Source organism: Kribbella sp. NPDC004536 (assembly GCF_042873835.1).
In the GTDB taxonomy this organism is placed as follows: domain Bacteria; phylum Actinomycetota; class Actinomycetes; order Propionibacteriales; family Kribbellaceae; genus Kribbella.
In genome coordinates, this window is record NZ_JBIALY010000003.1 from 79,055 (window position 1) to 94,403 (window position 15,349).

Annotated in this window: 13 protein-coding genes, 1 tRNA gene and 1 pseudogene; 10 read left to right on the plus strand and 5 right to left on the minus strand. The window is 65.8% G+C overall.

The features are described 5' to 3' along the window. Positions 1 to 443: 443 nt before the first annotated feature. Positions 444 to 1,889, minus strand: a complete 1,446-nt coding sequence (locus ACFYRU_RS25510) for a HEPN domain-containing protein (RefSeq protein WP_387663079.1) — start codon at positions 1,887 to 1,889, stop codon at positions 444 to 446. A gap of 658 nt (positions 1,890 to 2,547) precedes the next feature. Between ACFYRU_RS25510 and ACFYRU_RS25515 the strand changes: the two genes are divergently transcribed. From ACFYRU_RS25515 to ACFYRU_RS25530, 4 genes and pseudogenes are all read left to right on the plus strand, one after another. After that, positions 2,548 to 3,039 carry a hypothetical protein gene (locus ACFYRU_RS25515; RefSeq protein ID WP_387663080.1) on the plus strand — a complete coding sequence of 164 codons (492 nt, stop codon included), beginning with the start codon at positions 2,548 to 2,550 and terminating at the stop codon, positions 3,037 to 3,039. A gap of 9 nt (positions 3,040 to 3,048) precedes the next feature. After that, on the plus strand, positions 3,049 to 3,648 hold the full coding sequence (locus ACFYRU_RS25520; protein ID WP_387663081.1) for a hypothetical protein: 600 nt from the start codon (positions 3,049 to 3,051) through the stop codon (positions 3,646 to 3,648). 50 nt (positions 3,649 to 3,698) lie between these two features. Beyond that, positions 3,699 to 4,306: pseudogene (locus tag ACFYRU_RS25525) on the plus strand (integrase core domain-containing protein); the annotation flags it as partial. A 9-nt stretch (positions 4,307 to 4,315) separates the two neighbouring features. Continuing rightward, entirely contained in the window at positions 4,316 to 4,933 is a 618-nt protein-coding gene (locus ACFYRU_RS25530) for a helix-turn-helix domain-containing protein (protein WP_387663082.1), read from the plus strand. 27 nt (positions 4,934 to 4,960) lie between these two features. On the opposite strand, the gene ACFYRU_RS25535 is transcribed toward ACFYRU_RS25530, so the two are convergent. Continuing rightward, positions 4,961 to 5,033: transfer RNA gene (locus ACFYRU_RS25535), tRNA-Thr, on the minus strand. A 36-nt stretch (positions 5,034 to 5,069) separates the two neighbouring features. On the opposite strand from ACFYRU_RS25535, the gene ACFYRU_RS25540 reads away from it, so the two are divergent. Next, positions 5,070 to 6,269: an MFS transporter gene (locus ACFYRU_RS25540; protein WP_387663083.1), complete on the plus strand. Its 1,200-nt coding sequence runs from the start codon at positions 5,070 to 5,072 to the stop codon at positions 6,267 to 6,269. Here the strand turns inward: ACFYRU_RS25540 and ACFYRU_RS25545 are convergent. After that, entirely contained in the window at positions 6,199 to 7,506 is a 1,308-nt protein-coding gene (locus ACFYRU_RS25545) for an MFS transporter (RefSeq protein ID WP_387663084.1), read from the minus strand. The two genes, ACFYRU_RS25540 and ACFYRU_RS25545, sit on opposite strands and share 71 nt — an antisense overlap. Before the next feature lie 54 nt (positions 7,507 to 7,560). Between ACFYRU_RS25545 and ACFYRU_RS25550 the strand changes: the two genes are divergently transcribed. From ACFYRU_RS25550 to ACFYRU_RS25565, 4 genes are all read left to right on the plus strand, one after another. Next, positions 7,561 to 8,943, plus strand: coding sequence for a pyridoxal phosphate-dependent decarboxylase family protein (locus ACFYRU_RS25550; RefSeq protein WP_387663085.1), 1,383 nt, complete (start codon positions 7,561 to 7,563; stop codon positions 8,941 to 8,943). A gap of 60 nt (positions 8,944 to 9,003) precedes the next feature. Beyond that, positions 9,004 to 9,420: a hypothetical protein gene (locus ACFYRU_RS25555; protein WP_387663086.1), complete on the plus strand. Its 417-nt coding sequence runs from the start codon at positions 9,004 to 9,006 to the stop codon at positions 9,418 to 9,420. 111 nt (positions 9,421 to 9,531) lie between these two features. Beyond that, complete coding sequence (locus ACFYRU_RS25560; protein ID WP_387663087.1) at positions 9,532 to 9,828, plus strand: DUF4287 domain-containing protein; 297 nt, start codon at positions 9,532 to 9,534, stop codon at positions 9,826 to 9,828. Between the two features lie 4 nt (positions 9,829 to 9,832). Then, positions 9,833 to 10,573, plus strand: a complete 741-nt coding sequence (locus tag ACFYRU_RS25565) for a TrmH family RNA methyltransferase (protein WP_387663088.1) — start codon at positions 9,833 to 9,835, stop codon at positions 10,571 to 10,573. On the opposite strand, the gene ACFYRU_RS25570 is transcribed toward ACFYRU_RS25565, so the two are convergent. Continuing rightward, the gene (locus ACFYRU_RS25570) at positions 10,563 to 11,231 is read right to left on the minus strand and encodes a hypothetical protein (protein ID WP_387663089.1); all 669 of its coding nucleotides are present in this window, start codon (positions 11,229 to 11,231) and stop codon (positions 10,563 to 10,565) included. The genes ACFYRU_RS25565 and ACFYRU_RS25570 overlap by 11 nt on opposite strands. A gap of 18 nt (positions 11,232 to 11,249) precedes the next feature. Then, positions 11,250 to 12,143, minus strand: a complete 894-nt coding sequence (locus ACFYRU_RS25575; protein WP_387663090.1) for a GIY-YIG nuclease family protein — start codon at positions 12,141 to 12,143, stop codon at positions 11,250 to 11,252. Between the two features lie 171 nt (positions 12,144 to 12,314). On the opposite strand from ACFYRU_RS25575, the gene ACFYRU_RS25580 reads away from it, so the two are divergent. After that, positions 12,315 to 15,332, plus strand: a complete 3,018-nt coding sequence (locus ACFYRU_RS25580) for a PQQ-dependent sugar dehydrogenase (protein ID WP_387663091.1) — start codon at positions 12,315 to 12,317, stop codon at positions 15,330 to 15,332. Positions 15,333 to 15,349: the final 17 nt, after the last annotated feature.

Genomic DNA, 15,349 nt, shown 5'->3' on the forward strand with positions numbered 1-15,349 from the left:
TATCCAGCGGTATGCGGCCCGTCTGATCGGCGGCCGAGGCAAAAGCGTGAGTTGTGCCCGGGTGGCCGTCGCCTCCAGGGCATCTTCCCAGGTCAGAGCCGGTGAGGGGACTTGAACCCCTAACCCCCGCTTTCTGGGCACTCACCTACCGTTGTTGTGCGTTGCTGCTCAGATCCCTTGCGCCACAAGGGTTCCAGCTACCACGCAGTCTGGTCAGTTGCTGCCATCGCGCGTCATCTCGCGTTGAAACCCATGGGCTAAACCATGGGCTGCCATCCAGGCTGATGTCCAGGATTAATCCGATCCCTCGCCTGCGTCGTTCGCCAGGTGCGCGCACGAGACTAGCGCGTGACACGATCCGCGGACCCCAACGCCCGGGCCGACCTCGAGCACGTGAGCAACACATGGCCAAGGGAGACGAGCCAGCGCGCGACACGAGACCTTCAAGTGGGCTTGTCTGGCTCAGATTCCTGTTCAATGCTCGCCTGCATCTGTTGAAGCGCGTGATGGAAGGCACCTCTAGCAAGGGTTCGCCTCTCGACCTCATTGAGCGGAACTCCGAGGTCGAGAAGCAGACGACTGCGCAGAACCCAATTCAGAACCATCCCATGCCAGAAGCGGCGAATATTTTGTTCAGAACCCGTCAGTCTGCCGCCATGCGATACGCCGGTGCGTGCATAGGTCGCCAATTCGGCGAACTTTGGATTAGCCGCATACACGGCCACCCCGACGGCGCCTGTCGATCTTACAAGCTCGTCGATTCTCATCCGAAGCGGCTTGTCATTCCGGGAAGTGAGTACTCGGTCAGCCCAGGCCAACGTTTCAGCATCAACTCTTGCCCTTCGAGCCGGTCCGATAATTGCTCGAACACGGTTCTTATGAGCCGACTTGCTCACCTCCCTGGATTCGAATCGCCTCTTGTGAAGCGCCTCGGCGCTTTGAAACACCGAGGCGAATCGGTTCTCGCTGTACATGAAGGACGCATAGAAAGGGGCATGCAGGGGAACAATGACATCTCGCATCTCTCGCCACAACCTAAACCAGCTTGCTATCAGATCGCCCAGCGGCAGAGGCGAGTTCCCCGCTGTCATGAGAGTTGGCTCCGAATAGCTCCAGGGCGAGGTCCGCGAGGCCTCCCCTTGCTCCTCAAGAGGTTGGATCGCGTTGAAATACGCGTCGCAGTATCCACTACGCACGTCACCAGATTCAGCCGGTCTCAGTTGCAGCGACGTGAGTCTAACGACGCGACCAAGAGAGAAGATCAACAAGTCCTGAAGCGGACGGACATTGGATTCAACTATCTCTTCTGCACTCAAGGGCGAGTGGAACTCAGTCCTGAAGTCCGCGGATTGATCAAGATGTACGCGAGAGGTTCCAACATTGCCGACAGCCCCTGAGTGCAATTCAACTTGACTGTCATCCATCGCCACCTCAGCCAGTTTGACGTTCTCGACTCGAACTTCAACCCTCGGACCTCGGGTCAGCACGTCGTCCACTATTGACGGTGCATCTGCCCAGGAATTCAATTTGTCGAACTCAACCAACGCGCCAGAGAAAGAGTTGACTTCTGTATGACATCCAATGAGGGCGAGTGTAACTCGGTAGCTTTCGCGAACGCTACCCGGCATGGCCCCATTGAAAGGGACACCTTCAACACTGAATAGAGTGACGTCTTTCCATTCGCGTGTCTGTCCATGCACGATCGGTGTCGTCGACCACTCTCCTGGCTCGAACGTGACTACTTCACCCTCGCCTGGTTCCGGAAAATGACGCAGTTGTTCATACAGGACCAGCTCAAGACCGTCTGCCGTGAAGTTTAGCGTTCCGCTGACTCGACGCTCAGTGTGATCTGGGAGCCACCAATGACCCTCAACCGAGAAATGCTGCATTGGGTCAGGATGTCAGGATCACGCGGACCCGGCCATAGTTGACGGTTACGTGTCAAGCGCACGGGCAGACCTCCCGCATCGCCCCGATAGCTGCCGTACCGGTCCCTTCCATGATTGCTAGCGGGGCGATGCGGGACCCACCGGCAGACTGGAGCACACGTTCGCGGTCGGCGAATAGCCGGCCGTTTCGGGACCACCGCACAACAGGGTGTCGATCGTTGATGGCGAGTTCTGCTGTCTACGGCCCGACACCCTTTGGCACGTGCGCGCCAAGCCAAGGGACGCGCCGGGAGCGCAGCGAAGCGAAGCGGGAGGCAGGCGTCCCGCCCTGTGGTGGCGGCGCGCTTTCGGGCCCTGGAGGGGCCCGTCTTGAAGACGTAGAGAAACTTGAAGACGTAGAGAAACTTGTCGGATCACAAGAAACTTGTCAGGCGACGACGGGACCCATAGGGACCACAGGGACCACAGCCACAAATAACGCGCGACAAGATTGCTCACAAGAGGGCGTGCAGCTGCGCGCAGCCTGACTTGACACCACTCACGTGAAGCAACGAGCCAGCCTGGCCCACGGCGAGGGTGTCAAGCGGCGGATAGCAGGCTACGCTCATCGAAGGGTTGCGGTTCGGGTCTCCACCGGACCGTTAGGGGAGGAGCCTTGATGAAGGAATTGGTCCATGTAGAAGGTCGGCGGGTTTCGTACAGTCAGGGGGTTTCGCACCTCGCTGCGGCGCTGAGCCCACTTGGCCTCGCTGCCAACGTTGTCGCGCAACTGGCGGCGTGCGTGACGGAGCTGCGACAGCTCGAGATTGAAAGCCAGAAAATCGCGACTGCAAGGCAAATCACGCTCGAATTGATTGAGGTACGCCGCAGGGAGGTGGAGTTTGCGCTCCAAGCCCTTCGCCTTGACGCCGCCAGCCAATCAGGCACGCTCAATGGACTTCACGATGCCCTTGGTATCGCTTCACGCATGATGGCGAGCCGTTTAATCTCGGATGATGAGCGGCGCATGGCGCAAGGGACGGTCGAGATTTTGACCAAGGGTCTGGTTGGACTTCATAAGGCGAACGGCCACAAATTGGTGTCCATAGTCGATTCAGTGTTAAACGGTCAGGGTGCAATGATGTACAACTATCTGCCCCCAGCGACCTGAGGGGCTTGCATGCCTACCTGGATGGTAGTCGCCGCCACCTTCATTGCCGTTTTTGTCATCGCTGCTGTGCTGGGTCGAAATGCAGCGCGTAGAGCGCGGCAGCAATGGAACGAGCAATATCGAGTCGTCCTTCAAGAGGTACAGCAGAAGCGCCACGAGATCGAGAATGCTTTACAGCGCCTACAGGACGAGACATCATTCCAATACTTGAGGCAACTGCACTGGGAGAGCCACAATCTCGCACAGGCTGTCCATACTGCCTTCGAACATGCTCGCGATTCGCACAACAGTGTTCAGACCGCGTATCGCAGATCTGCCGCTACCCGCGAACGGGTGCGCAAGGAGCGAAATGCAGCGGATTCGCACGCGGAGCGGCAACAACTGAACGTAGAGCTGCGACAATTCGTGGACTTTACGCGCGGACTTGGCGGCGACCGTGAATGGTTACGGAATCAACGGGATGCGTTGCTGCAAGAGGTGCGGAATCTGAATGCTCGGACTCGCAGTCTAAAACTCGCAATCCGAGACAATTGCGGCAAAGGTGGGCAAGTCTGGTACGAGCGCTTGGAAGCTCGAACAGCGGACCGTCGGCAACTGCCGCCTGGCTGAGCATTGCGGTTACTGCGGCATCTAGGAACCGGGCGATGGTGGGGGTGTGCTGGCGCTACCTCGGCCGCGCCCAGGGCCTGAAGAACCGCGCCGCCACCCACGGCAAACCCCGCAACGCCTACTACAACAACAAGATCGGCACCGCGTTCGTGCATACCGTCCTTGGCGAGCACTCCCGGGTCGTTTACGCCGAAATCCACGACGACGAAACCGCCATCACCGCCACCGCCGTACTGCGCCGCGCCGTCGCCTGGTTCGCCGACCGCGGCATCACCACCGAACGTGTCTTGTCAGACAACGGCTCGGCTTACCGCTCCCACCTGTGGCGCGACTCCTGCACCCACCTCGGCATCACACCCAAGAAAACCAGGCCCTACCGCCCCCAAACCAACGGCAAAATCGAGAGATTTCACCGCACCCTCGCCGACGGCTGGGCCTCAAACAAGCTCTATCCCACCGAACAAGCCGCCGCGACGCCCTACCCGCCTGGCTCCACCACTACAACCACCATCGCCCCCACATCGCCACCAACAAACAACCACCCATCACCCGCTTAACCAACCTCCCTGGTCAGGACAACAGGGTCAAGGGACAGGGGTTGGTTCGGCGACGCACCAAGTCCCGCGCAGGCAACCGCGTACTCAGCTTGCCGACCTAGGGCGTCGCCATGCTGGAGGGGCGGTTCAGCACTGGCGTACGACTGGACAGCCCTGTGTTCCCTGATGCTCTGGGTGGCTTCCGAGATCCCAATAACGTCCGAAAGGACCTTCGGCTAGCGCGACAGCCGATCGGCAGCCAGGTCCGCCGCGAACTCGGACAGGATCTGCGAATGGCAGGTCGACAAGCTGGCCTCACTCAGACGGCGGCTGCATTGCGGCTCGGATGGTCGAAGAACCGCGTCAGCCTGGTGGAGACCGCACGGGTACGGATCGATTCATCGGAGGCGAGGCGGCTACTGGATCTCTACCGCACGCCACGCGCCGTCCGTGTGTCCATCCTCGATCTCGTCGTACGCGCCGGAGAACCCTCGGTAGCTGACGAGCTCGCCTGGGTCACGTCCCACATCTTCCGCAAGACGACAGCGACGGCCCTCGATGAGGCCGGCCAAACTGCGCGGCAGGTGGCAGACCAGCTCGGGCAGTCTCGCCCGTCGATGACGCAGGATGTGTACTTCGGTCGGAAGGCACGGAACCCGGAGGCTGCCAGCCGCTCGATGGCCTCATGCCGGGAGCTCTGGACGAGGAAACCATGGGTAAACCACGGCCTGGAGGTCTCTGGATCATGACCTCCCAGGCATGTCCCCAGGTCAGAGAGCCGGTGAGGGGACTTGAACCCCTAACCCCCGCTTTACAAGAGCGGTGCGCTGCCAATTGCGCCACACCGGCGGGTGTGCGGGTACATAGTAGTGGATTGTGTGGGGAGTGTTGCGGGGGTCTGCGGGGTTTCGGGGGCTTTGGGGGGCTCGGGCGGTCTCGGTGTTGGGGGATTCGGTGGGGCTGGTGGCTCTGCTGCTGTATGTGCAGGGGGCTACGGGAGCGGCGGTGGCGGTGGCGTTCTTGCTGTTGGCGGGGGACTTTGTGCCGGGGGTGTTCGGGGCGTTCGCGGGGGTGGTGGGGGATCGGTTCGAGCTTCGGCGGGTGATGGTGGGGTGTGAGCTGGTTCAGGGGGCGTTGACGGTCGGGATGGCCGTCGTACTGCCGCCGCTCGCGGTGCTGCTGGTGACGGTTGCGGTCCGGGGTCTTGTGGCACAGGTGTTCCAGGCCGCGTCGCGGAGTGCGATGCCGGCGTTGGTGCGGGACGATCAGCTTGAGACGGCGAACTCCGCGCTGGGGGTTGGTACGAACGGGCTCGAGGCGGTCGGTCCGATCGTTGCGGCGGGGTTGTTCCTGGTCACCGACGTCCGCGGGATCCTGCTGATCGACGCCGTCACGTTCTTCGTCTCCGCGGTGCTGCTCAGCAGGCTGCCGGGGATCACGCCGTCCAATCCGTCGGGGCACAGTGTCATCAAGGACGCGCGGGACGGGCTGGGGTACATCCTCCGGTCCGCGCCGCTCAGGGTGATCGGGATCGGGTTCTTCGCGGTGGTTGCGTTCAACGGGGTGGACGACGTCGCGATGGTGTTCCTCGCGAAGGACGAGTTGCACGGTACGGACTCGGCGTCGGCGACGTTGTACGCCGGGGTCGGCATCGGGCTGCTCGTCGGGTTCGCGATCCTGGCGCGGTACGCGGGCCGCCTGCGGATGCCCGTACTGATGCTGCTCGGGTTCGCCGTCAGCAGTCTCGGGAACCTCGTGACCGGGCTGGCGTGGGCGATCTGGGCGGCGCTCGCGCTGCAGGTGATCCGCGGGCTCGGGATCGCCGGGATCGACGTCGGCGTCAACACGCACCTGCAACGCGTCGTACCGGTGCACCTTCGCAGCCGCGTGTTCGGGAATCTGTACGGGGCTGTCGGCGTCGCGGCCGGTCTCTCGTACGTCGGCGGCGGGCTGCTCCTTCAGCACACCGACGCGCGGACGACGTTCGTGACCGCGGGCGCCGGCGGGTTGGTCGCTACGGCTGTGACTGCGATCGGAGTTCGGCGATCGGGCGGCGGAGGGCGCGGGCTCCCGGTACGGCGATGAGAGCGATCGCGGCCATCACCAGGAAGGCGGCGTACGGGTGATCGACCAGGAGGCCGACGACTACCGCGACGACGAGGCCGCCCAGGTTGCCGGACATCCAGATGAGGCCGGCGGCGGTGCCTTCGGCTTCTCCGGTGCGGCGTTCTACGAGTTCGAGGACGATCGGGAGGGCGGGGAGGAGGAGCAGGCCGATCACCGTGATGGAGAGGAAACCTGTGGCGGTGCCGGGGGCCAGCGCCAGTAGGGCGCAGGCTGCGGCGGTGACGGTCAGGCTGACGACCAAGAGCAAGGACTCGGCTCGGCGGCGTACGACGAGGATCGGGATGGTGGCGCTGCCGACGACGCCGGCTACGACCTGGAGGAGGAGGATCGTACTGGCGGTGCCGCCGGAGACGCCGGCTGGTTCGAGGAGGGCCTGGGCGAAGGTGCTCATGGCAACGAAGACGCCGAACGGGAAGATCGCGAGTACGCAGAGTCGGCGGATCAAAGGGTCTCCCCAGGCGGCCGCCAGCGCGCCGCGGTCCGGACGGCCGGGCGGTTGCGCGCCGGCCGGGACCAGACCGGGTGCGACGGCAGAGCCCGGAGGCGCCACGGCGGCAGAGTCCGGGCGCGTCGCGGCGGCGGGAGCCGGCGGCGCGGCGGTGGCGGGTGTGGGGACGGTGGTGGGGGTGAAGGAGGGTTTCAGGGTGTAGAGGGCGGTGGTCAGTACGGCGGCTGCCGCCACGCAGAAGGCCGCGGTGATGATCAGCATCGTGGGGATCGACGCCGAGGTGGTGAAGATTGCGGAGAGTAGGAACGCGATCACCATGCCGGCGAAGATGCTCGCGGTGCCGACGGCGATGCCGGTCGGCCGGTCCTTCTCCTGCAGATAGCGGCCGGTGATTCCGGTGACCGCGTTCAGGACCAGCGGTTGGGCGATCGAGGCGAGGATCTGCCCCGCGAGCAACCAACCGAAGTCGTTCCCGATCAGCCGTACGACCGCGCCCAGGGCCGTCAGTACGGCGCCTGCGAGAAGAGCGGGGCGGAACCAACGATCCAGTGCGAGGCCGCACGGGATCGCGAGTACGACGTACAGGAGCGGGAAGACCTGCGCCAACCAGCCGACAGCGCTCTCCGAAACGCCGTACCGCGCTGCCGTGACGGTTGTGACGCCGGCGAAGTTCAGCCAGACGAGCTGGGTGGCCGCGCCGACGAGGGAGTAGCCAACGATCGCCGACCACCGGCTCCGGATTTGCATGCGCGAACTGTACGCGCCCCGGCCGCGGAAATGGAGGCGTACAAAGGAGGAATGGTGGATTGGGAGGGGCCGCTCACCGAGGCGTACGAGCGGGCGACGACGTACCTGGCGGGGCTTCCGGAGCGGCGGGTCGGACCGCGGGCGACGGCTGCGGAGTTGCGGGCGGCGCTCGGTGGGGAGTTGCCGGACGGGGCGACGGACCCGCGGGCGGTGATTGCGCAGTTGGCGGAGGGTGTCGAGGACGGGCTGCTGCCCAGCGGGAGTGGGCGGTTCTTCGGGTTCGTGTTCGGTGGGGCGACACCGGCTTCGCTGGCGGCCGACTGGTTGACGTCGACCTGGGATCAGAACGCAGGGCTGTACGCCGCTTCGCCCGCGGCTGCGGTGGTCGAGGAGATCACGGCGCGGTGGTTGAACGAGTTGTTCGGGCTTCCGGCTGGTACGTCGGTGGGGTTTGTGACCGGTGCGCAGATGGCGAACTTCACCGGGCTGGCGGCGGCGCGGCACGAGGTACTGCGCCGTGCCGGGTGGGACGTGGAGCGCCAGGGGCTGATCGGGGCGCCGCGGATCCGGGTGCTGGCAGGCGCCGAGCGGCATGACACCGTCGACCGGGCGCTGAGGTTCCTGGGGCTTGGTACGGACTGCATCGAGCCGATCGCGGTCGACGAGCAGGGCCGGATGCGCCCGGACGCGCTCGCCGCCGCATTGGGCGATGTGGACCGGGTTCCGACGATCGTCTGCGCGCAGGTCGGGAATGTGAATACGGGCGCCTTTGATGCGGTGCGGGAGATTTGTGGTGTTGCGCACGGGGCCGGGGCTTGGGTCCACGTGGACGGGGCGTTCGGATTGTGGGCGGCGGTCAGCGGCGAGCTCAGGGAGTTGTTGGACGGGGTCGAGTTGGCGGACTCCTGGGCGACGGATGCGCACAAGTGGCTGAATGTGCCGTACGACTCCGGGCTGGTGTTCTGCGCTCACCCCGAGGCCCATCGGGCCGCGATGTCGATCCGTGCGGCGTATCTGATCCAGGACGAGGACGGGGAGCGGGATCCGCTCGACTACAACCCGGAGTTCTCGCGGCGGGCGCGGGGCATCCCGGTTTACGCGGCCATCCGCGCGTTGGGACGTACCGGGATCGCGGAGATCGTCGACCGGTGCCACGCGATGGCCGGGCGGTTCGCGGACGCTTTGCAGGACGGCGGTGCCGAGGTGCTGAACGACGTCGTACTGAACCAGGTCCTCGTCCGGTTCGGGACAGATGCGGTGACGCGGCAACTGATCCGGGAGGTGCAGGACGAAGGAACCTGCTGGATGTCCGGTACGACGTGGCAGGGCCGGGCCGCGATGCGGATCTCGGTGACCAACTGGACGACCGGCCCGGACGACATCGACCGGTCCGCGGAAACCGTGCTGAAAATTCGTGACCAACTTATCCGCGACTAGGTGCGTCTCTTGATGCGGCGGGCTCACAAGGAGCCGCCACACGGGAGGGGAAACACCAAGATGAACAAGTCTTTCGGTCGCCGGATTGTTGCCGTAGGCGCCGGTCTCGGCATCGCCGCCGGCGCTTACATCGGCATCGGCGCGCTGCAGGCGGACGCCGCCACCCAGCACACCAGCTCTGCCGCCGCGGCCGTGGTGGTGAAGAAGTCGGTGACCGTCGACGCCAGCGACTGGATCGTCCCGCGGTGGGCCAAGGTCCGGTACTTCGGCAAGACCACCGGGATCGCGAAGGGCACCAAGGTGCAGGTGCAGCGTCTCGAGGGCAAGAAGTGGGTCAACTTCCCGGCCACCACCACGGTGACCTCCAAGGGCACGTACTCGGTGTACGTCTCCAGCGGAAAGGTCGGAAAGTTCCAGTTCCGCGTCGTCGTCGCGGGCGTCGCGAGCAAGCCCAGCTACCTGACGATCACCAAGTGACCCTGACGACCCCGCCGGATCGAACGACCGTTTGATCCGGCGGGGTCGTGTCGATTTCCGGCGGGGCTGGTCGACGCAGGGGTGTCGGACCACCAACGCAGGAGGAAAACGATGTCGTTCCAGGCGTACTTGGACAAGATCGAGGAGAAGACCGGCAAGACCCCGCGGGCGCTGGTCGACGAAGCGCATCAGCGCGGGTACGGCGCGGCGGACGTCAAGGCCGGCGTCATCCTCGACTGGCTGAAGACCGACTACGAGCTCGGCCGCGGCCACGGGATGGCCCTGGTGCACGTGATCAAGAACGGCCCGCAGATCAGCGACAAGCATGTCGGTACGACCGGCACGCACTCCGACCCGAGCAACATGCTCTGGCTGGATGGGAAGGTAACGAACCCGGCGCTACGGTAGGTGGGTGGGAGAGAAGACATCGCCGCGGGACAAGTGGATCACCGTTTACGGCCGGAAGCCGGTGCTGGAGGCGTTGCACGACCCGAAGCTTTCGGTGGCGAAGATCGTGCTCGCGGACAACGCGACCGGCCATTCGATGCAGGAGATCCTCCGGGCCGCGGAGAAGTTCGGTACGCCGGTGGAGCGGGCGACGGCCAGCCGCGTGAAGTGGCTGGCTGGGAACGGCAAGCACGACCAGGGCGTGGTCGCGGACGTGAACGCGCCGCGGATGACACCGCTGGAGGAGTTCGTCCGGAACCGCGGGAAACGGCCGACGAACGTTTTCCTGCTCGACGGCGTGACCAACCCCGGGAACGTCGGGATGATCCTGCGGACCGCGACCGGTGCCGGGTTCGACGGTGTGATCCTGCCCCGGGCGGGCACGCCGCACGTCGGACCGCTGGTGATCAAGGCATCCGCCGGTGTCGCGTTCCAGGCCCCGATCGTGAACACGTCGACGGCCAAGACTGCGGTCGAACTGCTGCGCACCGCCGGTTACCACGTCTACGGGCTGTCGGCTCGTTCGCAGGACTCGCTGTTCAAGACGGAACTGGCTCCGCGCGCGGTCTACGTACTCGGCGGGGAAACGAACGGAATCACGGTGTCCACCGACTCCGACCTGCAGATTCCGCTGCATGCCGGAGTCGAGTCGCTGAACGTCGCCGTCGCGGCGGCGATCGTTGCGTTCGAGGTCACTAACCGGTGATCTGTTTGGCCAGTGCCTCTACCGCCGTACGGTCGAAGTTGCCGGTGATCTGAACCTGGCCGCCGGTGATCTCGGACTGCACGGACGGGGCCGAGACGACCCGGCCGTGCACGACGATCGCGAGCAGGTTCGCCGGTGGGGCCTGTTTCGCGAGGGCGCCGGTGAGCTGGGCGAACAGCTTGTCGCCTTCGGGGTCGAGCGTGATGATCACGTACCAATAGTTGTTCGTGGAGTCGTAGTCGGACTTCACGTCGGTGACGTGGCTGCCGTCCAGTTCGACCTTGCCGAGCGTGTAGCGCATGCCTTTGTCGTCACACGCCGTACCGTCCGCAGCCGGGGTCGGGCAGGTGCCGGTCGTCGAGGTGAGGACGCGGCGGAACTCCACGGCCTTCGGGTCGGACGGCTTCGTACGGACCACCGGGGTGTCATGCGCCGCAGGCGTGTCGTCGGTGCGGGTGACGAGCAACGTGACGGCGACGCCGACCACGATCACGAGCAGCAGGACCAGACCGCCGACGACGAGCAGCGGTCCGCGGGACGACCGCTTCGGCGGCGGCCCGAACATCGGCGGACCAGGAGGCGGACCGAACGGCGGCTGCCCGGGCGGACCCTGGGGCGGGCCACTAGGGCCGGGCGGCTGGTACGGGGGCTGCGTCATGCCGACCATGCTAAGTAATCAGGAAGTCACCAACCGCGCAGCCAACTCCGCGTTCCGCTGCGCGAACTCCCGCCACAACTCCGGCGTCGAATCCACCCGAGCCCGCGCCGCAGCCTCTCCCACCGCCCGCTGCGTCCACGTACACATCCGCCCCGCCCGCAACTCGAACCGAACCAGCACCCCGTCCGCCCACCCGTAGACGTCAGCATCCCGAGGCTCGAGCCAGGCGACCTTCTGCTCCGCGACGATCCAGTCCAGCGCCTCGAGTTCCCCTTGTACCTTGGCCGCGAACTCGTACCGCAATTCTCCCGCGGCCCGATCACGCCGCCGTTCCAACTCGCCCCGCAACTTCCCGACCGCCGCCGGATCCCTTTCCAGTACGGCGATCGCGGTCCGTGCCAGCGCTTCGCGATCTCCCGGACCGATCCCGAACAGCCGGCCGAACTCCTCCGCCGACCCGTCGCCCGCGACCGTGTACTGCAACGGCAGGACCCGGTGCAGGCCGGAGATCGCCTGCCGGATCCGCAGCCCACCGAGGTACGGCCCGAAGTGTGGCGCCGTACCGCTGACCACATGCTCGAACCGCAGCCCCGGCCGCGCGCCGTCGCCGAGCCGGATGTACCCGACCACCTCGGCGCCGCCCTCGGTCCGGTTCCAGCGCGGCTTCGAATGCTCCAGCAGATTGCGTTCGAGCCATGCCGCTTCGTGTTCGGAGTCGCACCAGACACCTTCGACGCGGGCGATCCGCCGTACCATCCGGGCCAGGTGCGGACGGTCGCCGAGGTTCACCCAGTACGACCGGACGCGACGGCGCAGGTTGCGAGCCCGGCCGATGTACAGCACCCTGCCGGCGTCGTCGCGGAAGCGGTAGACGCCCGGACCGTCCGGGAGCTCGCGAACGCTGCGGATCATCAGCCCAGTGTGCCCGGTCCGATCGCCCGCGTGATCGACCGGCGCCAGGTTTGAAACGAATGTCTGGCAGGTCTTGCGCAACGTCGTCACGTGCCGTCATTCTGGCGGGCGATCCGAGTGCTCGCAGGGGGTTGTGAGGACGGGTACCGGAGTTGGGGCCTGGGGGGCTTTGTGAGGAAATCTGCCCGGTGGCTGCGCTGTGCGCTGCCCACATTGTGTGTCGTCCTGCTGCTGCCGTTCGCCGTGATCGCACCGGCACGCGCCGCTGTCACACCGTCCGGTTTCAGTGAGCAGGTCGTGTTCAGCGGACTGAGCAGTCCGACGAACGTGGCGTTCTCGCCGGACGGGCGCGTCTTCGTGGCGGAGAAGAGCGGGCTGATCAAGGTCTTCGACTCGCTCGACGACCCGACGCCGAGTGTGTACGCCGACCTGCGCACCGAGGTCTACAACTACTGGGACCGCGGGCTGCTCGGGATCGCGCTGCATCCCAACTTCCCAACGGATCCACGCATCTACGTGCTGTACACGCACGACGGGCTGATCGGCGGTCCGACGCCGAAGTGGGGTACGCCGGGCACCGACGCGGACCCGTGCCCGTCGCCGCCCGGACCGACGGCTCGCGGCTGTCTGGCCAGCGCGCGGCTCTCGGTACTGAACGCGAACGGCGCGGAGCAGGTGCTGGTCGAGGACTGGTGCCAGGTGTTCCCGAGCCACTCGATCGGGTCGATCGAGTTCGGCCCGGACGGGATGCTGTACGCCGGTGGCGGCGACGGTGGGAGCTTCAACTACGTCGACTACGGGCAGAACAGCAATCCGCCGTCCGACCTCTCGCCCGAAAACCCTTGTGGTGATGGGCCTGCGGCGGTCGGCACCACGCTGACGCCACCGACGGCCGAGGGCGGCGCGCTGCGTGCGCAGGACCTCCGTACGCCGAACGACCCGACCACGCTGGACGGCTCGATCATCCGCATCGACCCCGACACCGGGCAGGCCGCGCCGGGCAATCCGTTGACCAGCAGCGCGGACCTGAACGCGCGCCGGATCGTGGCCGAAGGCCTGCGGAATCCGATGCGCTTCACCTTCCGGCCCGGTACGAACGAGCTGTGGATCGGTGACGTCGGGTACTCGACCTGGGAGGAGATCGACCGGATCCCCGACCCGAAGGCGGCCGTCACCAACCTCGGCTGGCCGTGCTACGAGGGGCCTGCCCAGCAACCGGGGTACGCGTCGGCGAAGCTCAACATCTGCCAGAACCTGTACGCCGCCGGCTCGTCCGCGGTCGCGGCGCCGTACTACGCGTACAACCACAGCGCCCAGGTCGGCGGCACGTGCTCGACCGGGAGTTCGTCGATCTCCGGAATGTCCTTCTACAAGGGCGGAAACTACCCCGCGCAGTACGACGGCGCGCTGTTCTTCACCGACTACAGCCGCAAGTGCACGTGGGCGATGATGCCGGGCAGCAACGGGCTTCCCGATCCGTCGAACATCCAGCTGTTCGCGTCGGGATACGGCGCCGTGCGGTTGCAGACCGGCCCAGGTGGCGACCTGTTCGCGGTGGACTACGACAACGGCCGGATCCTGCGGTACGTGTACAACGGCACGAACAACCCGCCGACCGCGATCATCCATGCGGACCCGGCGAGCGGTCCGACGCCGTTGACCGTGACGTTCGACGGGACCGCGTCCAACGACGCCGACGGCGATCCGCTGACGTACTCGTGGGACCTGAACGGCGACGGCGTGTACGGCGACTCGACCGCGGCGACCGTACAGCACACGTACACGACGGCAGGCTCGGTCACCGCGCGATTGCGGGTCTCCGACGGGAAGACGTCGACCACGACGGCGACGCAGATCAATGTGGCGAACACGGCGCCGACGGCAACGATCACCTCGCCGGGTCCCGCGACGACCTGGAAGGTTGGCGACACCATCAACTTCTCGGGAACCGCGACGGATCCCGAGCAGGGCACGTTGCCGGGGTCGGCGCTGACCTGGACGTTGATCATGCACCACTGCCCGAGTGACTGCCACACGCACACGATCACGTCGATGACCGGGGCGAGTGGTTCGTTCGTGGCGCCGGACCATGAGTACCCGTCGTACCTCGAACTGAAGCTGACGGCGACCGACTCCGGCGGGCTGACCGACACCAAGAGCGTGCTGCTGAACCCGCAGACGGTCAAGCTGACGGCCAACTCCTGGCCGGCGGGGATGCCGGTCGCGCTCGGGAACACGAGCGGGAAGAGTCCGTTGGTCGGGACAACGATCGTCGGGTCGAGCGTGTCGGTGTCGGCGGATCCGGGGCAACCGGTGGCGAACCAGGTGTACCGGTTCGGGGCCTGGACGGACGGCGGGACGCGCGACCACAACCTGTTCGCGCCGGCCAGTCCGGCGACGTACACGGCGATGTACGCGGCGAAGCGGAACCTCGCGCTCGGGCGACCGTCCGTTGCCTCGAGCACCTATACCGCGGGCCGTGAGGCGTCGAAGGCGGTCGACGGTTCGCTGAGTACGGCGTGGTCGAGCGCGCGGACCGATCCGCAGTGGTACCAGGTCGACCTCGGTTCGGTCCAGCTGGTCAACCGGGTGCTGATGAACTGGCTGTCGACCGCGTACGCGAAGTCGTACCAGCTCCAGGTTTCCGGCAGCGGACGGACCTGGAAGACGGTTGCGTCGACGGTGAGCGGGGACGGCGGTACGGACAACGTGACGTTCGCGCCGATCTATGCGCGCTACGTCCGGATGGTCGCGACGCAGCGGGCCGTTGCCGGCAGCTACTACTCGTTCTGGGAGTTCGGGGTGTTCGGCGACACCGGGTCGAGCGTGGGGATCGGCGGCAAGTGCATCGATGTCTACCAGGCACTGACCACGGACGGTACGCCGACGACGCTCTACACGTGTAAGGGCTCGGTGAACCAGCAGTGGACGCCGTCCACCGACGACGGGACCGTACGGTCGATGGGCAAGTGCCTGTCGGCGCGCGACACGGCGCTGAAGACTGCCGCGGTGTTGTGGACCTGTGACGGCTCGGCCGGCCAACGCTGGATCCCACAGACCAGCGGCGCACTGGCGAACGCCGCGTCCGGACTATGCCTGGACGCAACCGGCGCCTCATCAGCCGACGGCACCAAGCTGATCCTCTACACATGCAACGGCGGCCTCAACCAACGGTGGGCACTCCCGTAATTCGGTACGGCGCCACA